This is a genomic window from Saccharothrix sp. S26, assembly GCF_021390395.1.
GTDB lineage: Bacteria > Actinomycetota > Actinomycetes > Mycobacteriales > Pseudonocardiaceae > Actinosynnema.
On sequence record NZ_JAJUWT010000010.1, the window covers coordinates 178,229 to 203,216 of the forward strand.

Here is a 24,988-nt window from a genome sequence, read left to right on the forward strand (position 1 = left end):
TCAGGCCCATTCCCAGCGCAGGCCGACCACGCCGGGACCGAAGTCGAGCGCGACCGCGTACGCGTAGCCCCACGTGTCCACCGGGGTCTCGCGTATGTCGGTTGGTTCTCCACCGGTCAAACCGGTCGTGAATTGCTCACAACGCACGGGCCGGCACCGCGAGTCGTACCGGACCTCCAGGACGTACTCGCGCACGGGGTGCCGGAAGCGCCGCGAGTGCGTGTTGTCGAACGTCGGGTGGTGCGGGGCGACGTGGATCAGCTCGTACTCGACGGCGGTGCGCTCACCCCGCCGCAGCGGGCGGTCCAGCAGCAGTTCGGCGACCATCAGACCGTTGCGCGGGTCGGCGGAAACCCGCCCCAGTCTGCACGAGCGCAGCGTGCCGATGACCGGCAGCGGGTCGCCGGGCAGGCGGGTGTCGTAGCCGAGCAGGACCCGGTCGACGCCCGAGCGCTCGGCGCGCAGCACCTGCCGGGACCGCACCCGGCGGGTGCTGCCGTCCATCGCGAGCTCCACCTGGTCGCGCAGGCTCAGCCGGGTCAGGTCCTGGTCGGTGCTCGTGTCGACGTCGGCCAGCAGCTCCGCGATGGTCGCGTAGTCGTTCTCGCCGACCCAGCCCTCCGGACCGGACACGCGCGCGCGCGGCCTGGCCTTGCCGCGCGGGCGCGGCGGCCCCAGCAGCGAGCTCAGCCCACCCGCGCCGACGTCGAGGATCTCCTCCAGGTGGCTGACGGCGGTCAGCGAGTCCGGTCGTTCGGGCCGCCTGCGGCCGGACTGCCAGTAGCTCAGCGCGGCGATGCTGACCGCCACGCCCCGCGTCCGCAGCTTGTGCTGGATGCGTTCCAGGCTGAGCCCTTTGGCGCGGATCGCCGCGCGCAATGCGTCCGCGAAGGGGTCGGCCCCCGCGTCGATCCGTCGGGGATCGCGCGTCCGCGATTCCGGTCCGACGACTGGCGTAGGCATCTTCGCTCCGTTCTCCCAAGGACAAGGCGAGCGACGTTATCGTGCGAAATCGCCGGCGCGGTACAGCCGATCGGGTTTCGGGTCGTGAATTTACCCGAATCGGACGGCAAAATCCGGTCCGCGGTGGAATGTTTGAATTCTCATTAACAGCAGCGCTGTGAAGAACCCGGTACCGGCGATCGGCGCACCGCGCTCGGTCGTCCGGCCCCTTCCCGGTACCCGAACCGGCCCAGGGCCTGGGTCACCCGGGTGATGCGCGGCACGACGAGCGAGTTCGAGGGCTTCGACGCCGATCGCAATGCGGTGCCGGTGGGCGTTGCCCGCGCAACTCGCGCGCCCCGCTATGCCGAAGCTCACGTTGACCGTCGCGCCAATACCCGTGACACGCGTGTACCCGCTGGTCGAGGACGTCGACTCGGCTCGGCCCGACGGCATCCGCCGCCCCGGCGGGGCGCTGATCCGGACAGTTGGTCGCATAGTTACCCCGAAGAACTCCTCGGCGGTGGCCGCGGACGCGCTCGACGCTCGTTTCGACGGACCGGTGGTCCTATTTCTCCACAGCGTTGAATCGGTTCTCAATCACGTTGTCGAACGCCTTCGATCGCGCCTCTCCGCCGTAGTGCGGGCCCGGCCGCCCCGACCCCCGTGGCGGTTCACCCGAACCGATCGCCCGGTTGGGCGCCCTGCGGCCCGGCGGAGTTAGGCACACTGGCAGGCCCGCGCGTGATCCGCGCCGGGGTTGCCTTACCCCGCAGAGGAAAGCCGATGCGCCAGCTCTCACCGGGCCTCGCCGTGGCCGCCCTGACCACCACCCCGCTCCCCGCGCCCGCCCACGCCGAGGGCGCCGTGCGGCACGCGGGTTCACCCGCCGCCGTGCCGGGCAGCCACCCGATCAAGGACCCGGCCGATGCCGTCGCGCTCGACCCGCGGCAGGCCCGGCGGCTCGCCGCCGACCCGGCGGTGGCCCACGTCGAGCACCGGATCGACCAGCCCACCCTGCCGCTGGACACCACCTACGGCCGCACCACGACGGGCGCGGGCGTCGCCGCCCACGTGGCCGACGCCGGCCTCGGCGGCCCGGCCTCGGTCGCCCACGCGCCGACCGACGAAAGGGCGTCGTTCTCCGACTACGGCTCGGGCGCGGAGCTGTACGCGCCCGGTGTCGGCACCACGTCGGCCTGGCACCCGAGCGACACCGCCACCACCACGCTCAGCGGCACGTCGACGGCGACCGGGTTCGTCACCGGCGTCACCGCCCGGTTCCTCCAGTCCAACCCCACCACCACCCCGGCCCTGGTGCACACCGAGCCGACCAAGCCGGGACCGGTGCGGTGGGGCGGGCGGCTCCTGCACTTCCCGCCCACCAGGTAGCGAGCAAGTCCCTTCCCCTGCAAAGGATCCCACCATGCGCACACTGCTGTCCGGCTTGGGCGTCGCCGCCCTCGCCGCCGTCACCCTCACCGCGCCGGCGCACGCCGAAGGCGTGGTGCTGCACGCCGGCTCGACCACCGCCGTGCCCGGCAGCTACATCGTCAAGCTCGCCGACGTCGCCGCCGCCGACGCGGTCACCGCCCGGCTCGACGGCCACGTCACCCGCACCTTCCCGGCGCTGCACGCGTTCGCCGCGACCCTGACCCCGCGGCAGGCGCGCCGGCTCGCCGCCGACCCGGCGGTCGACTACGTCGAGCAGGACCAGGTCGTGCGGGCGCACACCACCCAGACCAACGCGCCGTTCGGCCTGGACCGGATCGACCAACGCGCGCTGCCCGTGGACGGCAACTACAGCTACACGTCGACCGGGGCGCGAACCCGCGCGTACGTCATCGACACCGGCATCCGGGCCACCCACACCGAGATCGCCGGCCGCACGTGCCCCGGCTACGACGCGGTCGACAACGACACCGTGCCGCAGGACGACAACGGCCACGGCACCGCCGTCGCGTCGCTCATCGCGGGCCGCGTGAACGGCGTCGCGAAGCAGGCCCTGGTGTGCGGCGTCCGGGTGCTCAACGGCTCCGGCAGCGGCACCACCGCGGGCGTGATCGCGGGCATCGACTGGGTGGCGCGCAACCACGTCAAGCCCGCCTCGGCCAACCTGAGCCTGGGCGGCGGCGCGTCGACCGCCGTGGACGACGCGGTCCGCCGGCTGATCGCCGCGGGCGTCACGGCGTCGGTCACGGCGGGCGGCAGCAACACCGACGCCGCCAACACCTCGCCCGCCCGCGTGACCGAGGCGCTCACCTCCGGCGCGGCCACCCGGACCGACACCCGCGCGTCGTTCTCCAACTACGGCTCGGTGGTCGACGTCTACGCGTACGGCACGAACATCACCGTGGCGTGGCACACGAGCGACACCGCCACCAACACGATCAGCGGCACGTCGCTGTCCACCGCGTACGTCACCGGCGTGACGCTCCGGTTCCTCCAGCTCAACCCGACCGCCACGCCGGCGCAGGTGCACGCGGCGGTCGTCACCGAGGCGACACCGCTGTCGTGGGGCCGACTGCTGTACTGGTCGCCGACCCGCTGAGCTACTGCTCGGCGAGGTGGGCCGACGGGGCGAGCACGTGGCGCATCACGAGCTCGCCCCCGTCCACCTCGCCGGTGTCGGTGAAGCCGAACGCCGCGTACAGGCCGCGGGCCACCGCGTTGCCCGGCACCACGCTCAGCACGAGCTCGGTGCGGCCCTCCGACCGCGCCACGTCGGCGATCGCGGCCAGGCCCTTGCGGCCGAGTCCGCGGCCCTGCGCCCGCCGGTCGATCATGAACCGGACGATGTGCAGCGCCTCCGGCCGGTCGCGTTCCAGGAGGGTGAACCCGACCAGCTCCTCTCCCCCGTACAGCGCAAGGGGTTGCAACTTCGGGCGGTAGATCCAGGCGTCCGCGATCGACTTGAGGTTCGTCGCGACGAACGCCCGCTGCTCCTCGTGGACCTCCAGGCCGATGACGGCCCGGTAGTTGTCCTCGGTGACGGGTTCCAAGCGCATGTCCGGACGGTAGCGCCGCCGTCACGTGAGTGCTCTCGGATTCTGGGAACTGCCAGCTCAAGGCCGTTTTTTAACGCTGTGGGTTCAACTGGCAAATCTTCACACTTCCGAGTTAACGCGTCGGATGCCTACGTTGTGACTGTCAGCGAGGGCAAGGTGGCCCAATGTCACCCCCGAGCCCTGCAACGCTCCTCGGGGTGGGTTGGGGTCACCGTGGGAAAGAACGGAATCCGCATGCGACAGTCACGACAGGTCCGGGTCCTGGCCGGCGTCGGGGTGACGGCGCTCGCCGTCACCGCGACCTCCCTGTTGGCCGCCCCGGCGCAGGCCGCCGAGGGCGAGATCCGTGCCGCCGACGCGGCCCACAAGGTCCAGAACCACTTCATCGTGAAGCTCAAGGACGGCGCGTCCGCGTCCGCCGAGGGCCTCGCGGGCCAGTACGGCGGCAAGGTCGACACCGTGTTCCGCAGCGCGCTCAACGGCTTCGCCGTGTCGCTGCCCGAGAAGGCGGCGAAGCGGCTCGCGGCCCACCCGGCCGTCGAGTACGTCGAGCAGGACCAGGTCTTCACCATCCAGGCCACGCAGACCAACCCGCCCTCGTGGGGCATCAACCGGATCGACCAGCGCGACCTGCCGCTGGACTCCGCCTACAGCTACACCTCCACCGGGTCGGGCGTGAACGTCTACGTCATCGACACCGGCGTGCGGATCTCCCACAGCACGTTCGGCGGCCGGGCCCGCAACGGCTACGACGCCGTGGAGAACGACAGCGTCGCCCAGGACGGCAACGGCCACGGCACGCACGTCGCGGGCACCATCGCGGGCAGCCAGTACGGCGTCGCCAAGGGTGCGACGGTGTACGGCGTGCGCGTGCTGAACAACTCCGGCAGCGGCACCACCGCCGACGTGGTCGAGGGCATCGACTGGGTGACCAACAACCACGTCAAGCCGGCCGTGGCGAACATGAGCCTCGGCGGCGGCGTGTCCACCACGATCGACTCGGCCGTGAGCCGCTCGATCGCGGCGGGCGTCACCTACGCCATCGCGGCGGGCAACAGCAACGCCAACGCGTCCAACTACTCCCCGGCCCGCGTGGCCGCGGCCATCACGGTCGGCGCGACCACCAACACCGACGCCCGCGCCAGCTACTCCAACTACGGCTCGGTGCTGGACATCTTCGCGCCGGGCTCGTCGATCACGTCGGCGTGGAACACCAGCGACACCGCGACCAACACCATCAGCGGCACCTCGATGGCGACCCCGCACGTCGCCGGCGCCGCGGCCCGCTACCTGCAGGGCAACCGCTCGGCGACCCCGGCCCAGGTGGCGAGCTACCTGGTCGGCCAGTCGACGCCGAGCAAGGTGACCAGCCCCGGCACCGGTTCCCCGAACCGCCTGCTGTACCTGGCGCCGTCCGCCTGATCGAGCACCACGTCCCCGCCGGGGCCGTCCTCCGCTGGAGGGCGGCCCCGGCCGTTCGGGCAACGGCTCGCGGCCATCGCCCTGACCTGCGGATTAAAGGTTTGCTCAACGTTCGTTCAGCACCGACCGCGCACACTGGTGGCGCGGCGGCCCGGGGGAGGCCCTGGTAGGTGGGCCGAGGGGGAGGGCCGCCGCCCTCACACGTAGATCGACAGCGTCAGCGCCGCCACCCAGCACACCCCGATCACCTGGAGCACGTGGTCGCGCAAGGCGATGCGCTCCGGTTCGCCCGCGCCACCGTCGTCCACGTCCACCGCGTACCGCAGGACCGCCACCACGAACGGCACGATCGACACCATCGCCCAGCCGGAGTTGTAGTCGGCGCGCTCCCGCAGCTCGAACGCCCACAACGCGTAGGCCAGGATCAGGATCGCCGCCGCGGTGGCCCACACGAACCGCAGGTAGCTGGCCGAGTAGCGGCGCAGCGACGCCCGGATCCGCGCGCCCGTCCGCTCGTACAGCACGATCTCGGCGTACCGCTTGCCCGCCACCATGAACAGCGAGCCGAACGCCGTCACCAGCAGGAACCACTGCGACAGCGGGATGCCGGCCGCGATGCCGCCCGCGATGGCCCGCAGCAGGAAACCCGACGCCACGATGCACAGGTCGATCACCGGCTGGTGCTTCCACCCCAGGCAGTAGCCCAGCTGCGCGGCGCAGTACACCGCGATCACCACGACCAGCGGCGGGCCGGAGCACAGCGCGACGCCGACGGACGCGGCGAACAGCGCCGCCGCCGTGACGTACGCCGTGCGCGCCGAGACCGCCCCGGCCGCGATCGGGCGGTGCCGCTTGGTCGGGTGGGCGCGGTCGGCGTCCACGTCGATGGCGTCGTTGACCAGGTACACCGCCGAGGCGGCCAGGCAGAACGCGACCAGCGCCAGGGCGGTGTCCAGCAGCACGGCGGGCTCGCCGAGCCGGTTCGCCGCGAACGGCGCGGCCAGCACGAGGAAGTTCTTCACCCACTGGTGCGGCCGGGCCGCGCGAACCAACCCGGCGACCGCTCCGGTGGACCGGGTGGCGGCGGTGGTCGGGCTGGTCGCGGCGGTCCCGCTCACTTCGCCGGTGCTGTTCACCGCGCCGGTGCTGTTCACCGCGCCGGCCCCGCTCACCGCGCCGGTTCCGCTCAGACCGCCCGTCCCGCTCACCGCGCCGGTTCCGCTCAGCTCACCGGTCCCGCTCACCGCGCCGCTCCGTCCAGTTCGCGGCCGACCACCCGGCCGAGCAGCGCGCCCAACACCGCGCCCGCCGCCACGTCGGTGGGGTAGTGCACCCCGAGCACCAACCGGGACAACACCATCGGCGGCACGAGCACCGGTTCCAGCCGCCGCCCGGTCAGCCGCGAGAACAGCACCGCCGCGGCGGTCGTCGACACCGCGTGCGCGGACGGGAAGCTCAACCCGCTCGGCGTCCCGGCCAGCACGCGCACCGCCTCGTCGTCCGGCCGTCGCCGCCGGACCACCCGCTTGACCGCGATGGCCACGGCGTGCGACCCGGCCACCCCGGCGGTGGCCACCAACCAGTCCCGCCGCCGGGTCCGGTCCACCGCCGCACCCGCGAGCCCCAGCGCCAACCAGCCGGCGCCGTGCTCGCCGAAGAACGACAAGCCGCGCGCCGACGCCACCACCAGCCGGTGGCCGAGCGCGCGCTGCACCTGGCTCAGAACGGTGATCTCGGCACGCACGGCGGTCCTCCCGCGGTCGGTGGTCTTCACGGCACCTGCCCGGGTCGGAGGGTGGGTCCGCAGTGACCTCGGGGCGCGTCGCGCCGCGCGGCTTCGGCGCGGGCCAGGTCGGTGCGGACGTAGTCGCGCAGCGCCGCCAGTCGTGCCTCGTCCGCGACGGCGTCACGGCGCACCCAGTCCTGCGCGACCGGCCCGGCCGAGAGCACGTGGTAGTCCGCGGCCAGCCGCGGGTCGTCGGCGATGCCGGTGAGCCTCGACCACTCGCCGTGCGAGTGGATGAACGTCGGCTTCACCCGGTCGAACGCGTAGTCGCGCACGCCGGCCATGTCCCGCGCGCCCCACAGGTCCGCCATCCTCGGCTCGGCCAGCCCGACCAGGTCGACCACGGCCGGCCGGGCGGTCAGCGCGGTGCCGCCGACGTCGGGCAGCAGCAGGGTGGCGCGCTCGACGCCGAGGATGTCCGCCAAGCCGTTGAACCCGCGCCCGAACGTCTCGGCCACCAGGCACATCGGCACCGTCGGCGCGGCGCGGAACTCCCGCGCCGCGGTGGTGAACCGGGCCACCGTCGGCAGGACCGCCACGGCCAACGCCACCGCCGGCACCGCACGCCGCCGTGCCGTCCCGCGCCCCAGCACCCGGGCCGCGGCGAACACCGCGACCAACGCGCCCAGCACCCACACCGGCGTGGCGAACCGAAGCTCGCCCATCCAGTCCGGGGCCAGCACCGCGTACCCCAGCAACGCCAACCCCAGCGGCGCGAGCAGCGCGACCAGCACCGACCCCAGCCGCGAACCCCGCGCCAGCACCAGCCCCACGCACAGCGCCACCACCAGCACGGCCAACGCGCCCGCGTACTGCACCACCTCGCCGACCCGGGTGAACTGCGCGAGGGTGGGCGGGTCCTGGCTCTTCGCCACCGCGGGCAGCGCCAACCACCGGCCGAACTCCACCCGCCGCCACGCCACGTACGCGCCGAACGGCACCAGGAACACCGCCGTGGACAACGCCACCGACCGCACCGCCGCCGCCAACCCCACCCGCCGCACCGCCGTCAGCACCAGCAGCGGGTACGCGCCCGCGTAGACCAGCCCGTCCGGCCGGGTCAACGCCGCCACCGCGACCAGGAGCCCGACCGCGACCGCGACCCGCCCGGACAGCAGCCGGTCGTCCAGCACCGCCACGGACAGCACCACCGCAAGCCAGCACGTCACCAGCGCGTACAGCGGGTTCTCCAACCCGGAGAACACCCAGATCACGAACGACGGGATCGCCGCCAGCACCGCGCCGAACGCCACCGTCACCAGCCCCGGCCGGCGGAACACCCGGCGCGCGACCGCGTGGCACGCCAGCAGCACGCCCGCGCAGCACAGCACCGCCAGCGCCTTGGGGAACAGCACGTAGTCCGGCACGCCGAACACCGCACCCCGGTCGAACAGCCCCACCAACCGGCCCAGGGCCAGCAACGCCAACCACGCGGGGTTCGAGTACGCCTCGGTCGGCTCCGCGCCCGGCTGGAGCACCGGACCCAGGCCGTCGGTGATCGTGCGCGCGTAGGCGAACGTGATCGCGGCGTCGTCCACCAGCCAGTTGCCGTACAGCGCGCCGTGCGCGGCGATCAGCGCCGTGCCGCCCGCCACCGGCCACCACCACCGCACGCGCCGCGGACGCGAGGGCGCGGCGTCCGCGGCGTGCCGCTCGGGCGCGGTCGTCGCGGTCACGCCGGCAACCGCCGGAACACCGCGCGGGGCAGGTGCCGCAGCACCGACATCACCGCGCGCAGCGGCGCGGGGGCCCACACCAGCTCCCGCCGGTCGCGCGCCGCCCTCACCACCACCTCGGCCACCTGGTCGGCGGTGCTCGACAACGGCGTCGGCGGCAGCCCGTCGGTCATCCGGGTGCGCACGAAACCGGGCCGCACCACCGTGACGGTGACGCCGTGCGGGCGCAGCGCCTCGCCCAGCCCCTGGTAGAAGGCGTCCATCCCGGCCTTGGTCGACCCGTAGACGAAGTTCGACCGCCGCACCCGCTCGCCCGCCACCGACGACAGCGCCACGATCACGCCGTGCCCCTGCTTGCGCATCCGCTCGGCGAGCCCGACGCCGACCGACACCGCGCCGGTGTAGTTGACCCCGGCCAGCTCCAGCGCCGCCTCGTGGTCCTGCCAGGCCCGCTCGGCGTCGCCCAGCACCCCGAACGCCACCAGCGCCACGTCGATCCCGCCGTCGGCGAAGACCTTGTCCAGCACCGCGGGGTGGCCGTCGACGTCACGCGCGTCGAAGTCCACCGCCGTCACCGGCACGCCCGCCGCGGTCAGCTCCACCACCGCCGCGTCACGGCGGTACGAGGGCCGGGCGGCGAGCACCACCCGCGGCTTGCGCACCGCGGTGTAGCGCCGGACCACCGCCAGTGCGATTTCGGACGTGCCGCCCAGCACGAGCACGCTCTGCGGATTGCCCACCGCGTCGATCACAGCTCCAACCTCCTGGACATGTCGGATGCGAAAACGCCGTCCGGGTCGACCGAGGCGCGCACCGCGCGCCACTGCGCGAATCGGGGGTAGCCGCGGCGGACGGCCTCGGCCGTGGTCCGCGACTCCTTGGCCAGGTAGTGCCGCCCGCCCGCGCCGAGCACCAGCTCGTCCAGCTCGTCGCACAACCGCCCGAGACCCGGCCGCACCGGCAGGTCGACGCACAACGTCCAGCCGGGCATCGGGAACGACAGCGGCGCGCGGTTGCCCGGCCCGAACCGCTTGAGCACGTTCAACGCCGACACGTGACCGGAGGCGGCGATCCGCTCGACCACCTGCCGGACCACGTCGACCGCGGCGAACGGCACCGCGAACTGGTACTGGAGGAACCCCCGCGGGCCGTAGCCCCGGTTCCACTCGCCGATCACGTCGAGCGGGTGCAGGAACCGGGTGATGTTCTGCACCTGCCCGGACCGCGTGGGCGACTTGCGGTACCACAGCTCGCTGAACGCGCGGCCGGTCACGCGGTTGAGCAGCCCGGACGGCAGCCGGTCCGGCACGGTGAACAGCCGGGGCGCGTCGAAGGCCAGCGGGTCGCGCCGCAGCTTCGCGGGCAGCTCGTCCAGGCGGGCGTGGTTGGCCCTGGTGAGCACGCCGCGGCCCAGGCGCGGCCCGGTGGCCGTGACGTCGAACCACGACACCGACTCGGCGTAGCGGTCGTCGTCGGCGGACTGCCGGGCCAGCAGGTCGTCCAGGTTGTCCACCTGCTCGGTGTCCACCACGAAGTACGAGGTCTCCACCGGGACGACGTGCAGCGTCGCGCGCAGCACCACGCCGGTCAGCCCCATGCCGCCGACCGTCGCCCAGAACAGCGCCGAGCCCTCGCCGTCGGGGGTGAGGGTGCGGACCGAGCCGTCCGCGGTGAGCAGGTCGAGCGACCGCACGTGGTCGCCGAAGCTGCCCACCACGTGGTGGCCCTTGCCGTGCACGTCGGCGGCGATCGCGCCGCCCACGGTGACCTGGCGCGTGCCCGGCAGCACCGGCGGCCACAGCCCGAACGGCAGCAGCGCGCGCATCAGGGCGTCCAGCGAGACGCCCGCCTCGACGTCGACCAGGCCCGCGTCCACGTCGACCCGGCGGATGCGGTCGAACCGGGTCATGTCGAGCACGACGCCGCCCGCGTTCTGCGCCGGATCGCCGTAGCTGCGACCGAGGCCCCGGGCTATCACACCCCGTTCGCGGGACTTCTTCACGATATTCGCGACGGCCTCGAAATCGCGGGGCGAAACGAGCCGTGCGACCGTCGGCGCGGTGCGCCCCCAACCGGACAGCCGGACTAGCATCGGCGCAGACTAACGGACACGGTTATTCCATCCGAGAGGTGTCGAAAACAGTGGTGCGAAACGGTGGCGCGACCCGTCAGGTGCTGACGTTCGCGCTGGTGGGAGCGCTCTGCGCGCTGCTGGACTACGGGTCCTACCGCGCCCTGCTCGCATTCGGTGTGTGGGTGCACGCGGCCAAGTCGGCCAGTTTCGCACTCGGCACGACGGCGGCGTTCTTCCTCAATCGACGGTTCACGTTCGGGGTCTCCGCTGGGGGTGTGCGACAGGTCGCGGGGTTCGCCTCGCTGTACCTCAGCACATTCATCGTCAACGTATTGGTCAACGCGCTCGCATTGCACCTGTTGCCACCCTTTCGGGTGGAATACGCGGTGGCGTGGCTGGTGGCCCAGGGCGTCGCGACGGCGGTGAACTTCGCCGGCCTGCGCCTCGTGGTGTTCCGCGTCGGCAAACCTGGTGGCGTCGGGCACCGGGTCGTTGGCTAGCCTTGACGACCAGTCGTCAGTTGGGCCGACCCCCAAAGCAGCAACCACCGAGGAGAGCAGTTCCCGTGATGCGCACGCACGAGGCCGGGAAGCTCCGCGCCGAGCACGCCGGGCAGTCCGTCACCCTGACCGGGTGGGTGGCCCGCAGGCGCGATCACGGCGGCGTGATCTTCATCGACTTCCGGGACGCCTCCGGCGTGGCGCAGGTCGTCTTCCGCGAGGGTGAGATGGCCGAGCGCGCGCACAAGCTGCGCTCCGAGTACGTGGTCAAGGTCGTCGGCGACGTGACCCGCCGCCCCGAGGGCAGCGAGAACCCGGACCTGCCCACCGGCGAGATCGAGGTCTACGCCAGCGAGCTCGAGGTGCTCAACGAGGCCGCGCCGCTGCCGTTCCAGCTCGACGAGCACCTGGAGGTCGGCGAGGAGGCCCGCCTGCGGCACCGCTACCTCGACCTGCGCCGCAGCGGCCCGGCCAAGGCCATGCGGCTGCGCAGCGAGGCCAACCGGATCGCCCGCGAGGTGCTGCACGCCGAGGACTTCGTGGAGGTCGAGACCCCCACGCTGACCCGCTCCACCCCCGAGGGCGCGCGCGACTTCCTGGTGCCCGCCCGCCTGCGCCCCGGCTCCTGGTACGCGCTGCCCCAGTCGCCGCAGCTGTTCAAGCAGCTGCTGATGGTCGGCGGCCTGGAGCGGTACTACCAGATCGCCCGCTGCTACCGCGACGAGGACTTCCGCGCCGACCGGCAGCCGGAGTTCACCCAGCTCGACATCGAGATGAGCTTCGTCGAGCAGGACGACGTGATCGGGCTCGGCGAGAAGATCATCTCGGCGTTGTGGAAGGAGCTGGCCGACCACGAGATCGCCCGGCCGTTCCGCCGCATCTCCTACGCCGAGGCGATGGCCAAGTACGGCACGGACAAGCCGGACCTGCGCTTCGACCTCGAGCTGACCGAGCTGACCGAGTACTTCAAGGACACCCCGTTCCGGGTGTTCCAGGCGCCGTACGTGGGCGCGGTCGTCATGCCCGGCGGCGCGTCGCAGCCCCGCCGCACGCTGGACGCGTGGCAGGAGTGGGCCAAGCAGCGCGGCGCCAAGGGCCTCGCCTACGTGCTGGTCCAGGAGGACGGCACGCTCGGCGGCCCGGTCGCCAAGAACTTGTCCGACGCCGAGCGCGACGGGCTGGCCAAGGCCGTGGGCGCGAACCCCGGCGACTGCGTCTTCTTCGGCGCGGGCGACCCCGACGGCGCGCGCGCCCTGCTCGGCGCGGCCCGCGTGGAGATCGCGCACCGGGTCGGGCTGATCGACCCCAACGCCTGGTCGTTCGTGTGGGTCGTCGACTTCCCGATGTTCGAGGCGGTCGACAAGATCGGCGACGACGTCGCGGTCGGCAGCGGCAAGTGGACCGCGCTGCACCACGCGTTCACCTCGCCGACGCCGGAGTGGATCGACCGGTTCGAGGAAGACCCCGGCAACGCGCTGGCCTACGCCTACGACATCGTCTGCAACGGCAACGAGATCGGCGGCGGGTCGATCCGTATCCACCGCGCCGACGTGCAGCAGCGGGCGTTCCAGGTCATGGGCATCACGCCCGAGGAGGCGCAGGAGAAGTTCGGCTTCCTGCTCGACGCCTTCTCCTACGGCGCGCCGCCGCACGGCGGCATCGCGTTCGGCTGGGACCGCATCGCCATGCTGCTCGGCGGGTACGACTCGATCCGCGAGGTCATCGCGTTCCCGAAGAGCGGCGGCGGCTACGACCCGCTGACCGCCGCGCCCGCGCCGATCACCGCGCAGCAGCGCAAGGAGGCGGGCGTGGACTTCAAGCCCGCTCCGGCGGGGAAGCCCGCCCAGTAGCACCCGGCTGAGCGACCCCGTGCTGCACCTGCGCGCGATCTGCCCGGCCGAGCGCACCGAGGCGGTGCTGGTCGCGCTCGCGGAGAACCCCGGCGTCACGCACGTCGTGGTGCTGCGCGGCGCGGCCGTCGACCCGGTCGGTGACGTGGTGCAGTGCGACGTCGCCCGGGAGGCCACCGACGCGGTGGTGGCCTCCCTGTGCGCGCTCGGCGTGGACCGGGACGGCGGCGTCACGCTGGAGCAGGTCGACACCGCCCTGTCCGACGCGGCCGACCGAGCCGAGGAGGCCGCGCCGGGTGACGGCGCGGACGCCGTGGTGTGGGAGGAGCTGCTGTCCCGCACCGGCGAGGAGTCCCGGCTCAACGTCACGTTCCTGTCGTTCCTGGCCATCGCGTGCCTGCTCACGGCGGTCGCGGTGGTCACGGACTCGCCGGTCACGCTGGTGGGCGCGATGGTCGTCGGCCCGGAGTTCGGGCCGCTGGCCGCGATCGCCGTCGGGCTGGTCCTGCGGCGCTGGGACCTGGTGCGCCGGGCCGTGCTCGCCCTGGCGGTGGGTTTCCCGATCGCGATGGTGATCACCGCGGTCGGCACGTGGCTCGGGTCGCGCACCGGCCTGTTCGACCCCGACCTCGCGCTGGCCGGGCACGAGCTGGACTTCGTCTTCGAGGTCGGGCCGTTCTCGTTGATCGTGGCGCTGCTGGCCGGTGCGGCGGGGATGCTGTCGATGACCTCGGCCAAGTCCGCGGCGCTCGTCGGGGTGTTCATTTCGGTCACCACCGTGCCCGCCGCGGGCTATGCCGCGGTGGCCGCCGTTCTCGGCCAGTGGGACATATGTCTCCAGTCGATTGCACAGTTGGCGGTGAACCTCGTCGGCGTCGTGATGGCGGCGGCGCTGGTCCTGGCGTTGCGCAACCGCCGCGGACAGGTCCGCGACCTGGGGCGACCGCTCGGCAGCGGTTGACCGCGGCCGGTTTTCCACAAAAGGTGGAGCCGGGCGGTCCGTGAGCACTACCGTCACGGTGCCCGGACGGGTTCTGTCAGGACGGTCGCCACCGGGAGTAGGGTCGGAGGGGATGAGCGTGGAGATCACCGCCGGCCCGCAGGACATCGACGACGCTGCCCCCTCCGAGCTGGACGACGCGGTGGCAGCGGCCGAGTCGGTGTTGAGCGGCAGGTTCGGCGCACCGGTTCGGCTGGCCGACCCCGAGGACCTCGGGGGTGCGGGCCGGTCCGTGGTCGCGCGCGTCCGGGTGGCCCACACCCCGTTCTCCCTGCCCCGCACGCTCGTGGTCAAGCGCTACCCGTCGCCGGTCGCCGACCGCGACCCGTTCGCGCACGAGGTGGTGAGCCACAAGCTGCTCACCGCGCTGCCGTCCGAGGAGCGCCTGACGCCGGAGCTGGTCGCGCAGGACAACGCCAAGCGGCTCGTCGTGCTGGAAGACCTGGGCAAAGCGCCGCGGCTGGCGGAGAAGCTGCTCGGCTCGGACGCGCGGGCCGCCGAGCGCGGGCTGCTGTCGTGGGCGCACGCGATGGGTCGGCTGCACGCGACGACCGCCGGGCGTGACGCGGACTTCGACGCGTTGATGCGCCGCCAGGGCTCGCAGTGCTGCGCCGACCCGATCGCGGTGGACGTGCACGCCGCGTTGGCCGGGCTGCCGGAGCTGCTGCTCCACGTGCTGGAGGTCGACACGCCCGACTCCGTGCGCGCGTTCGCCGAGCAGGCCGTGCGCGGGTTCGCCACGTCCCGCCGGCGTGCGTTCAGCCCGTCCACGTCGTGCCCGGACAACCACCTGGTGACCAGCCGGGGCGTGCGGTTCCTCGACTTCGAGGGCGGGTGCGTGCGCGACATCGTGTTCGACGCGGCGTGCCTGCGGGTGCCGTTCCCGTCCTGCTGGTGCGCCTACGGGCTGCCCGCCGGCATGTCGGAGGCGATGGTGGCGGCGTGGCGGGCCGAGGTGTCCTCGGTGTGGCCGGACCTGGACGACGACGCGGTGTTCCTGCCCCGGTTGCTGGAAGCCCAGCTGTTGTGGGTGTGGCTGGGCACCTGGCGCGGCCTGCCGGGCCTGGACTCGGCCCTGCCCTCCGGCCACCGACCGCTGGACTCGCCGCCCCGGGTGGTCGTCCTGACCGCCCGGTGGGTGCGCCTGCGCTCCGACGCCCTGGCCGCGGGCGCGAAGCACCTCGCCGCCCACGCCGACGAGGTGATCGCCGCGCTGGTGGCCCGCTACGGCAAACGTGCCGCCGAACTGCCGCTGTACCCGGCGTTCCGGTAGAGGGCTGGTCCTTCCCGAGGCGGGTGGTGCTCGGCGTTCGGGGGTCGGAACTGCCGCTGTACCCGGCATTCCGTTGGCGTTGGGCTGTTCGTTCTCGGCCCGTCACGTCGCTGCGCGATCGTTCCCCTGTGGCCAAGACGGTGCGCAGCCTGGTGGTCCTGGGTGACTCGACGACGGTGGGCGTGGGCGATCCCGTGCCCGGTGGGTGGCGTGGCGTCGGCCCGCTGCTCGCGGCGGCGTTGCCGCACGCGCGGTACCTCAACGTCTCGTTCACGGGGGCGCGGGCGGTGTCGGTGCGGTACGAGCAGTTGCCGAAGGCGTTGGCCGCCCGACCGGACGCGGCCGTGGTGCTGGTCGGCATGAACGACACCTTGCGGTCCGACTTCGACGCGCGGCGGTTGCACGCCGACCTCGACGCGGTCGTGGGCGCGCTGGTGGAGGCCGGCGCGGCCGTCGTCACGGTGCGGTTCCACGACCACAGCCGGGTGTTCCGGCTGCCGGGCGCGTTGCGGCGGGCGTTGCGGGCGCGGATCGCGGAGCTGAACGCGGTCATCGACGCGGTCGTGCGGCGGCACGGCGCGCAGTGCGTCGACCTGGACCGGGTGGAAGGCGCGTACGAGCTGCGGACGTGGGCGGTGGACCGGTTGCACCCGTCGGAGTCGGGGCACCGGCGGTTGGCGGCGGCGTTCGCGGCGCGGCTGGCGGAGGCGGGCTGCGAGGTGCCCGGCCGGGTGTCGTTGACCTGCACGGGCGGGCTGGAGGTGACGCCGCTGCACCACGTGGGGTGGTTGGTGGTGAAGGGCATCCCGTGGCTGTGGCGGCGCGGCCGCGACCTGGTCCCGTACGCCGCCGCGATCGTGTACCGCTCGTGGGCGGGCCACCCCGAACCCGTCCGGCACGTCGCGGCGGAGGCGGTGGTCGGCCCGACCACCGCCTCCCCGGTGCTGCGTCAGCCCAGCTTGTAGACGGTCGTGCCGCCGACCTCCGCGGCCTGGTAGTTGGCCGCGACCCACGCGCTGATCGAATCGTCGCCGCGCATCCCGCCGCTGACGAAGTAGCCGATCCGGCCTTCCGCGACGTACTGCTGGAACTCCTCCAGCGTGGGCGCGGGGTCGCCGCCGCTCCAGCCGCCGATGCCGATCACCGCCTTGCCCGACTCCAACGACAGGTTCGCCGCGCTCTGCGCGCTGACCGTCGCCGCCGCCCACGTGCCGGTGGTGGCCTTGAGCAGGTCGACCACCTCATCGGACGTCTCGCCCATCGGCCCGCCGCCCATGCCGCCGTCGCCCGCGTACGACGCCGGGCCGGACATCGGGATGGAACCGGAGTGCGGGGTGGCGGCGGTGGCCACGCCGAACGCGGCGGTGGAGAGCACCGACGTGATCAGCGCGACCGCGGCGACCCGCCGCACGCCCATCACGATGGCCGTGGCCACCAGCACGGTCAGCGCCGCCACTACCCACCGCAGCGCGGGCATCCACTCGCCGAACCGCTGAAGCAGCGCGAACCCCCAGAACCCGGCGGCCGCGACCACCGCCGCCAACGCGATCCGCACCGGCAGGTGCTTGCGGCCGCGCCACAGCTCCCGGCCGGCGATGGCGACCAGCGCCGCGACACCCGGTGCGACGGCGACGGTGTAGTAGGGGTGCGTGATGCCGCTCATGAAGCTGAACACGACCCCGTTGCCCAGCACCCACAGCCCCCACAGGACCAGCGCCGCGCGGGTGCGGTCGGTGCGGGGCAACCGCCGGGTGAACCACAGCCCCGCCGCCATCCCGATCAGCGCGGCCGGGAGCAGCCACGAGATCTCGCCGCCCATGCTCGCACCGAACAGCCGACCGATGCCGGTGTCGCCGCCGAAGCCGATGTTGGCGTTGCCACCGCCCGCGACGGCGCCGCGGCCGCCGCCGAAGATCCGGCCGAGGCCGTTGTAGCCCATGGCCAACTCCCACAGCGAGTCGTTCGACGACCCACCGATGTACGGGCGGGACTCCTTCGGCCACAGCTCGACCAGCGCGATGAACCACCCGGCGGACACGACGACCGCCACGCCCGCGCCGAGCAGGTGCAGCAGCCGCTTGGCCAACGTCGTCGGCGCGGCCAGCAGGTAGGCGGCGGTGAACGCCGGCAGCACCAGCAACGCCTGGCCCATCTTGGCCAGGAACGCGAACCCGACCGCGACGCCCGCCAGCGCGAGCCACCAGCCGGAGCCCTTCTCCAACGCCCGCACGGTGCAGTACGCCCCGGCGACCATCAGCAGCACCAGCAACGCGTCGGGCAGGTTGAACCGGAACACCAGCACGGCCACCGGCGTCACGGCGAGGGCCGCACCCGCCATCAACCCGGCCACCTCGCCGGACGTGCGCTTCACCGTGGCGTACAACAACCACACGGCCAGCACGCCCTCGACGGCCTGCGGCGCGAGCGCGGTCCAACTGGAGAACCCGAACACTCGGGCGAACAACCCGCTCACCCACAGCGCGGCGGGCGGTTTGTCGACCGTGATCACGCCTCCGGCGTCCAGCCCGCCGAACAGCCACGCGGTCCAGCTCTGCGCGCCGGCCTGGGTGGCGGCGGAGTAGTAGCCGTTGCCCCAACCGGACGCGGTGACGTCCCACAGGTACAGCACCGCCGTGCCGACCAGCAGCACGACCAGCGCGGGCCTGGTCCAGGCGCGGCCCGGCGGTGGCGCGGCCGCGGTCGGTGCGGGTGCCGTCAGGGTTGCCGTGGTCATGGAAGGGATCCCTAGGGTCGACGGTGTGGTCATGAAGTGGCCCGCGCGGTGCGGCGGGGGCGGAAGACCCAGTTGCGCAGCAACAGGAAGCGCAGCACGGTGGCCAGCAGGTTCGCCCCGACGACCGCGACCAGCTCGGCCGGGCCGCCGGGCGCGGCGAACAGGTGCAGCAGGGCCAGCGAGCCGCTGGTCAGCGCGAGGCCGAGGCCGAAGACGAGCAGGCCCTCGAACTGGTGGCGACCCGCGCCGCGCCGACCGCGCACGCCGAAGGTGAACCGGCGGTTGGCCGCGGTGTTGGCGATCGCGGTGGCCAGCAGGGCGACCAGGTTCGCGCCCTGCGCGCCCAGCCCGCCGCGCAGCGCCACGAACAGCAGCAGGTAGGCCGACGTGCTCAGCACGCCGATCGCGGCGAACCGCACGAGCTGCTTGAACAGCCCGGCGGGCACGCCCGGCGTCTGCGGTTCCAGTGGTGCGCGCCCCAGCTGGGCGCGCAGCTCGCCGATCGGGATCCGCCCGGTGACCAGGCCGCGCGCCACCCGGGCCACGCCCTTGAGGTCGGCCACGGCGGTCGAGACGATGTCGACGCGGCTGTCCGGGTCGTCCACCCAGTCGACCGGCACCTCGTGGATGCGCGCGCCCGCCCGTTCGGCGAGCACGAGCAGCTCGGTGTCGAAGAACCACCCGGTGTCCTCGACGTGCGGCAGCAGCCGCCGGGCGACGTCGGCCCGGATCGCCTTGAACCCGCACTGCGCGTCAGTGAAGCGGGTCGCGAGCGTGCCGCGCAGGATCAGGTTGTAGCAGCGGGAGATGAACTCGCGCTTCGGCCCGCGCACCACCCGCGCCCCGCGCGCCAGCCTGCTGCCGATCGCGAGGTCGGAGTGCCCCGAGATCAGTGACGCGACCAGCGGCGCGAAGGCGGCCAGGTCGGTGGACAGGTCCACGTCCATGTAGGCCAGCACGGCGGCGTCCGACGCGGTCCACACGGCCTTCAACGCCCGGCCGCGCCCCTTCTCCGCCAGGTGCACGGCCGAGACGGCGGGCAGCTCGCGGGCCAGCTCGTCGGCCGCGGCACGCGTGCCGTCGGTGCTCGCGTTGTTCGCGATGGTGATCCGGAACGGGTACGGGAACGTCCGGGTGAGGTCGGCGTGCAGCTTGCGCACGCAGGGCGCGAGGTCGCGCTCCTCGTTGTGCACGGGCACCACCACGTCGAGCACGGTGGTCGTCGTGAGCGTGGTCATGGACCCACCCTCGGCGGCTTGGCTGGGCGGCTCGTGTGTCATCGCTGTGCGCCGGCTGTGAGGTCGTAGACGTCGACGCCGTCGACCGTGGTGGCGGTGAACGTGTCCGCGACCCACTCGGCGATGCGCTGGGACGCGTCGCTGCCGGTCTCGGCGGGCATCAGCGCGCCTCCGAGGAAGTAGTGGATCCGTCCACTTCGGACCAGCTCCTGGAACCGCTCCGGCGTGGGCGCGGGATCGGTGCCGTTGAACCCGCCCACGGCCAGCACCGGCGCGCCGCTGCCCAACTGGTACCCGGCCGCGTTGTTCGACCCGACGGCGGCCGCCGCCCACGTGAAGCCCTCGCTGTCGCGCAACAGCGCCACCAGCTCGTCGCCCGGTGTGGGCGCGTTGAGCAGACCGCCCATCCCGCCGCCGGGCCGCACCGTGTTGCCGCCGACGCCCATCAGCACCGGCCCGCCGGGCCGGATCGCCAACGCGGGACCGGCGCTGGGTATCGCGCCGGAGTGCGGTGTCGCCGCGGTGGCCACGGAGTACGCGCCCGGCCCCAGCAGCGTGGCCACGACCGCGATGGGCACCACCACGGCGGCCGGCGCGGTGGCGGCCAGGAACAGGCCGACCGCACCGACCAGGCCCAGGACCAGCACGACCGCGGCCAGCGCGGTGGACCAGTCCAGCAGCAGCAAGTAGCACTGCAACGCCGTCACGGCCAACGCGCCGGACAGCGCCGCCGCGGCGGCGGGCTCCTGCCGCCGGCGCCACAGCGCGACCGCGCCGATGCCGATCACCGCGCCGATCGCCGGCGCCAGCGCCACGGTGTAGTAGGCGTGGATGATGCCGTTCATGAAGCTGAACACCGCGGCGGTGACCAGCAGCCACCCGCCCCACAACGCGAGCCCGACCCGGTCGGCGGCACGGCCGGCCCACCACCCGGCGACCAGCAGCACCAGCGCGGTGGGCAGCAGCCAGGCGATCTGACCGCCCATCTCGTCGCCGAGCAGCCTGCCCCACCCGCTGGAGTTCCACCCGCCACCGCCGACGCTGCCGATCTCCTCGCCGGTCAGCCGGCCCAGGCCGTTGTAGCCCAACGCCAACTCCAGCACGCTGTCGCCCTGCGAGCCGCCGATGTAGGGCCGCGACCCGGAAGGCGTCAGCTCCACCGCCAGCACCCACCAGCCGCCGGTGACGACCAGCGCGCCCAATGCCACGCCCAGGTGCCAGACCTTGCGCACCAGCGGTGCCGGCGCGAACGCCAGGTACACCAGCCCGAACGCGGGCAGCACCAGGAACGCCTGGAGCATCTTGGCCAGGAACGCGAAACCCACCGCCGCCCCGGCCACCGCCAGCCACCGCACCGACGCCTTCTCCGTGGCGCGGACCGCGGCGTACGCGCCCGCCACGAGCAGCAGCACCATCAGCGCGTCGGGGTTGTTGAACCGGAACATCAGCACCGCCACCGGCGTCACCGCCAGCACCGCGCCCGCGATCAGCCCGGCGGCCTCACCGGCCGTGCGCTTCACCGCGGCGTGCAGCAACCACACGCTCGCCACGCCCATCAACGCCTGCGGGACCAGGATGCTCCACGCGTTCACCCCGAACAGCCGGGCCGACAACCCCATGACCCAGGTCGCCGCGGGCGTCTTGTCGACGGTGATCGCGCCCGCCGGGTCGGTCGCGCCGAAGAACCACGCGTGCCAGCTCTGGGCGCCGGCCTGGGCGGCGGCGGAATAGTAGGCGTTGGCCCAACCGGAATCGCCCAACCGCCACAGGTACAGCACCGCCGTCCCGGCCGACAGCAGCAACAGGGGGAGTCTCGCTCGCATGGGGCCGAGCCTGTCGGCGGACCCTAGGCGGTCCTTGTGCCCCGGCTGTGAGCGGGCTGTGCGCGATCAGGCCCGCGGCAGGTGGACGGTGAACGTGGTCCGGCCCGGCCTGCTCGCCAACCGCACGGAGCCGCGGTGCGAGGCCACGACGGCGGCCACGATCGACAGGCCGAGCCCGGTGCTGCCGGCGGCGCGGGACCGGGACGTGTCGCCCCGGCTGAACCGCTCGAACACCTCGGCCTGCAAACCGGCGGGGATGCCGGGGCCGTCGTCGCTCACCGCCACCCGCGCCCCGCCCTCCACAGTGGACAGCGACGTGGTGACCGTCGTGCCGGGCGGGGTGTGCGTGCGGGCGTTGGACAGCAGGTTGGCCAGCACCTGGTGCAGCTTGTGCGCGTCACCGGTCACCTCTACCGCGTCGGGCGGCAGCTCCAGCCGCCACTCGTGCTCCGGCCCGGCGATGCGGGCGTCGCTGACCGTGTCGACCACCAGCCGCGACAGGTCCACCGGCTCACGGGCCAGCGGACGGCCCGCGTCCAGCCGGGCCAGCAGCAGCAGGTCCTCGACCAGCGACGTCATCCGCACGGCCTCGGACTCCACCCGCCGCATCGCGTGCGCGATCCGCGGCGGCACCTCCTCGGGCGTGCGCCGGGTCAGCTCCGCGTAGCCGCGGATGGCGGCCAGCGGGGTGCGCAGCTCGTGGCTCGCGTCGGCGACGAACTGGCGGACCCGCGTCTCGCTGGCGTGCCGCGCCTGCAACGCGCTGCCGACGTGCCCGAGCATCCGGTTCAGCGCCAGGCCGACCTGCCCGACCTCCGTGCGGGGGTCGGCGTACTCGTCGGGCACCCGTTCGGCCAGCGCCACCTCGCCCTCGTGCAGCGGCAGCTCGGCCACCCGGCTCGCGGTCGCGGCGACCCGTTCCAGCGGGCGCAGGGTGCGGCGCACGATCAGCGCGCCCGCCAGGCTCACCGCCACCAACCCGGCCAGGGCGACCCCGGCCAGCACCCACCCCATCCGCCACACGGTGCTGTTCACGTCGGCCAACGGCATCCCGACGGTCACCACGTCGCCGTCGAGGGTGGCGACCGAGAGGACCCGGTGGTCGCCGAGCCCGTCCAACGGCAGCGTGCGCGCACGCCCGTCGGACGGCACGGTCCCCAGCTGCGAGGTCACGCCGGTGGACAGCCCTTCCCGGTCACCGGAGCCGGGCGGCTGCCGCTGGCTGTCGAACTCGCCGTCGCCGAGCCGGATCAGCGCGATCGTCCCCGGCGGGAAACCGGGGTTGTCCAGCGGACCCGGCCGCCGCACCCCCGGCGGCGGAGGGAACGGCAGCCGCTCGTGGTCGCGGTCGATCTTGAACGCGGCCTCGCGCAGCTTGTCGTCCAGCTGGGCCACCAGCGAGTCGCGCAACGCGAACCCCGTGGCCACGCCGATGATCGCGCACACGACCGCGAGCAGCACGACCTGGGCCGCCACCAGCTTGGTGCGCAGCGGCCAGCCCCCGGTCCGCGACGCGCGTTCAGGACGAGGGCTTGAGGACATAGCCCGCGCCCCGCATCGTGTGGATCATCGGGGCCCGGCCCGCGTCGATCTTCTTGCGCAGGTAGGAGATGTACAGCTCGACGATGTTGGCCTGCCCGCCGAAGTCGTAGCTCCACACCCGGTCCAGGATCTGCGCCTTCGACAGCACCCGCCTGGGGTTGCGCATGAGGAACCGCAGCAGCTCGAACTCGGTCGCGGTGAGGTCGATCGCCGTGCCGCCGCGCCGCACCTCGCGCGTCTCCTCGTCCAGCACCAGGTCGCCGACCACCAGCTCGGTGCCCGCGCCCGCCTCGGTGACGCCGGTGCGGCGCAGCAGGCCGCGCAGCCGCAGCACGACCTCCTCCAGGCTGAACGGCTTGGTCACGTAGTCGTCCCCGCCCGCGGTCAGCCCGGCGATCCGGTCCTCCACCGCGTCCTTGGCGGTGAGGAACAGCACCGGCAGCGCGGGCAGGTCCGCGCGCATCCGGCGCAGCACCTCCAGCCCGTCGAAGTCGGGCAGCATCACGTCCAGCACCACCACGTCGGGCCGGAACTCGCGCGCGGCGCGCACGGCGGACGTGCCGTCCAAGGCGGTGCGCACCTCCCAGCGCTCCATCCGCAACGCCATGGACATCAGCTCGGCCAACGTGGACTCGTCGTCCACCACGAGGACGCGCACCGGACTGCCGTCCGGGCGGCGGAGCTCAGGGGAGGTCCCCGAAGCGGACACTGGGCGCATGCTCCCATCCTGGACCCGGCACTTGAGCCGGACCTGTGCCGATCCTGTGTGCCGGCTGTGAACCCGCACGGCCCGCCGCGGCGCACGCACAGCCACCGCCCAACGGCCGCACAGCCGGCTCACAGGCTCGCCCGAGACCGTGGGTCGCATGACTTCCGAAACCGAGCAGCACCCGACGTGGGGTGAAGAGCCGCCGCCGCAGGTCGCCGCCGCGGGACCAGGCTGGAACGCCCGCAGGTCCCTCGCCGCGATCGCGATCGCCGCGGGCATCGCCGTGGTCGGGGGCGGTGTCATCTACGCCGCGAGCAACTCCGACGCGGCGCGGGGCATGGGCGGTCCGGGCGGCTACGGGCGCGGGCCCGGCGGGCTGATGATCATGGGCGGGCCGTTCGGCGACACCCAGCACGGCGAGTTCCAGAACGGCGAGGTCACCGCCATCAGCGACGCCTCCATCACGGTGCGGAGCCGCGACGGGTACAGCGGTACCTACAAGATCGACGACGACACGCAGGTCAACGGGGGCCAGGGGGACCTCGACGACATCTCCCAGGGCGACGTCGTGACCGTGATCGCCGACTCCACCGACGGCGAGGCCACCGTGGACAGCATCATGAAGGGCAACGTGCAGCGCGGCGGACCGCCGCAGAAGCAGGGTGACGGCCAGCCGCCGAACAGGCCCGTTCCGGACGACGACCAGCAGGGGACCCCGCCGACCCGGTAGAACTACCGCATGACCCGACTGGCGCTCTCGGCACTGCTGGCGACCCTGGCCCTGCTCGGGGCGGCGTCCCCGGCGTCCGCGCACACCGACCTGCGCTCCAGCGACCCGGCCAACGGCGCGTCGCCGGCGCAACGACCCACGCGGCTCACCCTCACGTTCACCGAGCCGGTGCCCGCCGAGAGCGCCACGGTCACGGTGACCGCCCCCGACGGCAGCACGTGGCCGACGGGCCAGGTCACCGCCGACGGGGCGACGCTGACCGTGCCGCTGCTGGACAGCGCTTCCCCCGCCGGGCTGCACACGGTGTCGTGGAAGGTCGAGTCGCTGGACGGCGACTTCGTCGACGGCACGTTCGCCTTCACGGTGCCCGCCCCGCCGCCGGCTCCGCAGCCGCCTGCCGCCACGACCCCCGCCGCCCCGCCCGCCGTGACGTCGGCGGACGCGGCCCCGACCTCGTCGTCCACCGGCGGCTCGGTCGCCACGATCACCGCCGTGTCCACCGGCACGTCCACCCCCGCGGCCGCGTCCGGCTCGGACGACGACGGCGGCGGCGTGCCGCTGTGGGTGTGGATCCTCGTCGTGGCGGTGCTGGCGGTGGTCGGCATCGCGGTCGGCGTCGGGCTGAACCGGCGGGCCAAGAACACCGCGGCGGGAAATCCGGGCGAGTAGTCAACGGTCAAT

The 24,988-nt window shown here is 73.3% G+C and carries 22 protein-coding genes; 10 read left to right on the plus strand and 12 right to left on the minus strand.

What is annotated here, in order from left to right; all coding sequences use genetic code 11:
- Positions 1-963: a hypothetical protein gene (locus LZG04_RS17980; RefSeq protein ID WP_233818433.1), complete on the minus strand. Its 963-nt coding sequence runs from the start codon at positions 961-963 to the stop codon at positions 1-3.
- Positions 964-1,728: 765 nt separating this feature from the next.
- Here LZG04_RS17980 and LZG04_RS17985 point away from each other — a divergent pair.
- Both LZG04_RS17985 and LZG04_RS17990 read left to right on the plus strand, forming a co-directional pair.
- Positions 1,729-2,334: a S8 family serine peptidase gene (locus LZG04_RS17985; RefSeq protein WP_233818435.1), complete on the plus strand. Its 606-nt coding sequence runs from the start codon at positions 1,729-1,731 to the stop codon at positions 2,332-2,334.
- Between the two features lie 34 nt (positions 2,335-2,368).
- Positions 2,369-3,493: a S8 family peptidase gene (locus tag LZG04_RS17990; protein ID WP_233818437.1), complete on the plus strand. Its 1,125-nt coding sequence runs from the start codon at positions 2,369-2,371 to the stop codon at positions 3,491-3,493.
- Position 3,494: 1 nt separating this feature from the next.
- On the opposite strand, the gene LZG04_RS17995 is transcribed toward LZG04_RS17990, so the two are convergent.
- Complete coding sequence (locus LZG04_RS17995; protein ID WP_233818439.1) at positions 3,495-3,950, minus strand: N-acetyltransferase; 456 nt, start codon at positions 3,948-3,950, stop codon at positions 3,495-3,497.
- A gap of 234 nt (positions 3,951-4,184) precedes the next feature.
- On the opposite strand from LZG04_RS17995, the gene LZG04_RS18000 reads away from it, so the two are divergent.
- A complete protein-coding gene (locus LZG04_RS18000; protein WP_233818441.1) occupies positions 4,185-5,372 on the plus strand; it encodes a S8 family peptidase in 1,188 nt (395 codons plus the stop codon).
- 197 nt (positions 5,373-5,569) lie between these two features.
- On the opposite strand, the gene LZG04_RS18005 is transcribed toward LZG04_RS18000, so the two are convergent.
- The 5 genes from LZG04_RS18005 to LZG04_RS18025 all read right to left on the minus strand — a co-directional run bounded on the left by LZG04_RS18005 (position 5,570) and on the right by LZG04_RS18025 (position 10,926).
- Complete coding sequence (locus LZG04_RS18005; RefSeq protein WP_374202833.1) at positions 5,570-6,508, minus strand: decaprenyl-phosphate phosphoribosyltransferase; 939 nt, start codon at positions 6,506-6,508, stop codon at positions 5,570-5,572.
- 104 nt (positions 6,509-6,612) lie between these two features.
- The gene (locus LZG04_RS18010) at positions 6,613-7,146 is read right to left on the minus strand and encodes a phosphatase PAP2 family protein (RefSeq protein WP_233818443.1); all 534 of its coding nucleotides are present in this window, start codon (positions 7,144-7,146) and stop codon (positions 6,613-6,615) included.
- Positions 7,143-8,834, minus strand: coding sequence for a hypothetical protein (locus LZG04_RS18015; RefSeq protein WP_233818445.1), 1,692 nt, complete (start codon positions 8,832-8,834; stop codon positions 7,143-7,145). Before LZG04_RS18015 ends, LZG04_RS18010 begins: the two co-directional genes overlap by 4 nt.
- A complete protein-coding gene (locus LZG04_RS18020) occupies positions 8,831-9,586 on the minus strand; it encodes a decaprenylphospho-beta-D-erythro-pentofuranosid-2-ulose 2-reductase (RefSeq protein WP_233818447.1) in 756 nt (251 codons plus the stop codon). Before LZG04_RS18020 ends, LZG04_RS18015 begins: the two co-directional genes overlap by 4 nt.
- Positions 9,583-10,926 carry an FAD-binding oxidoreductase gene (locus LZG04_RS18025; protein ID WP_233818449.1) on the minus strand — a complete coding sequence of 448 codons (1,344 nt, stop codon included), beginning with the start codon at positions 10,924-10,926 and terminating at the stop codon, positions 9,583-9,585. The genes LZG04_RS18020 and LZG04_RS18025 overlap by 4 nt, the downstream gene beginning before the upstream one ends.
- Positions 10,927-10,964: 38 nt before the next feature.
- Here LZG04_RS18025 and LZG04_RS18030 point away from each other — a divergent pair, with 38 nt between their 5' ends.
- The 5 genes from LZG04_RS18030 (at position 10,965) to LZG04_RS18050 (ending at position 16,496) form a co-directional block, all read left to right on the plus strand.
- On the plus strand, positions 10,965-11,408 hold the full coding sequence (locus tag LZG04_RS18030; protein WP_233818451.1) for a GtrA family protein: 444 nt from the start codon (positions 10,965-10,967) through the stop codon (positions 11,406-11,408).
- A 65-nt stretch (positions 11,409-11,473) separates the two neighbouring features.
- Positions 11,474-13,258, plus strand: a complete 1,785-nt coding sequence (gene aspS / locus LZG04_RS18035) for an aspartate--tRNA ligase (RefSeq protein ID WP_233818453.1) — start codon at positions 11,474-11,476, stop codon at positions 13,256-13,258.
- 19 nt (positions 13,259-13,277) lie between these two features.
- Positions 13,278-14,219: a DUF389 domain-containing protein gene (locus tag LZG04_RS18040; RefSeq protein WP_233818455.1), complete on the plus strand. Its 942-nt coding sequence runs from the start codon at positions 13,278-13,280 to the stop codon at positions 14,217-14,219.
- Between the two features lie 112 nt (positions 14,220-14,331).
- Positions 14,332-15,531: a hypothetical protein gene (locus LZG04_RS18045; RefSeq protein WP_233818457.1), complete on the plus strand. Its 1,200-nt coding sequence runs from the start codon at positions 14,332-14,334 to the stop codon at positions 15,529-15,531.
- Positions 15,532-15,659: 128 nt separating this feature from the next.
- The gene (locus LZG04_RS18050; protein ID WP_233818458.1) at positions 15,660-16,496 is read left to right on the plus strand and encodes an SGNH/GDSL hydrolase family protein; all 837 of its coding nucleotides are present in this window, start codon (positions 15,660-15,662) and stop codon (positions 16,494-16,496) included.
- Here LZG04_RS18050 and LZG04_RS18055 read toward each other — a convergent pair.
- From LZG04_RS18055 to LZG04_RS18075, 5 genes are all read right to left on the minus strand, one after another.
- Positions 16,481-18,265 (minus strand): glycosyltransferase family 39 protein, encoded by a 1,785-nt coding sequence (locus LZG04_RS18055; RefSeq protein WP_233818461.1) that lies wholly within the window; start codon positions 18,263-18,265, stop codon positions 16,481-16,483. The genes LZG04_RS18050 and LZG04_RS18055 overlap by 16 nt on opposite strands.
- A 29-nt stretch (positions 18,266-18,294) precedes the next feature.
- Positions 18,295-19,503 (minus strand): bifunctional glycosyltransferase family 2/GtrA family protein, encoded by a 1,209-nt coding sequence (locus LZG04_RS18060; RefSeq protein WP_233818463.1) that lies wholly within the window; start codon positions 19,501-19,503, stop codon positions 18,295-18,297.
- A gap of 38 nt (positions 19,504-19,541) precedes the next feature.
- Positions 19,542-21,326: a glycosyltransferase family 39 protein gene (locus LZG04_RS18065; protein WP_233818465.1), complete on the minus strand. Its 1,785-nt coding sequence runs from the start codon at positions 21,324-21,326 to the stop codon at positions 19,542-19,544.
- A 66-nt stretch (positions 21,327-21,392) separates the two neighbouring features.
- Entirely contained in the window at positions 21,393-22,868 is a 1,476-nt protein-coding gene (locus tag LZG04_RS18070) for a cell wall metabolism sensor histidine kinase WalK (protein ID WP_233818467.1), read from the minus strand.
- Positions 22,846-23,586 (minus strand): response regulator transcription factor, encoded by a 741-nt coding sequence (locus tag LZG04_RS18075; protein ID WP_233818469.1) that lies wholly within the window; start codon positions 23,584-23,586, stop codon positions 22,846-22,848. Before LZG04_RS18075 ends, LZG04_RS18070 begins: the two co-directional genes overlap by 23 nt.
- A gap of 148 nt (positions 23,587-23,734) precedes the next feature.
- On the opposite strand from LZG04_RS18075, the gene LZG04_RS18080 reads away from it, so the two are divergent.
- Together LZG04_RS18080 and LZG04_RS18085 are read left to right on the plus strand one after the other, a co-directional pair.
- The gene (locus LZG04_RS18080) at positions 23,735-24,307 is read left to right on the plus strand and encodes a hypothetical protein (protein WP_233818470.1); all 573 of its coding nucleotides are present in this window, start codon (positions 23,735-23,737) and stop codon (positions 24,305-24,307) included.
- A 9-nt stretch (positions 24,308-24,316) separates the two neighbouring features.
- Positions 24,317-24,976, plus strand: coding sequence for a copper resistance CopC family protein (locus LZG04_RS18085; protein ID WP_233818472.1), 660 nt, complete (start codon positions 24,317-24,319; stop codon positions 24,974-24,976).
- Positions 24,977-24,988 lie beyond the last annotated feature (12 nt).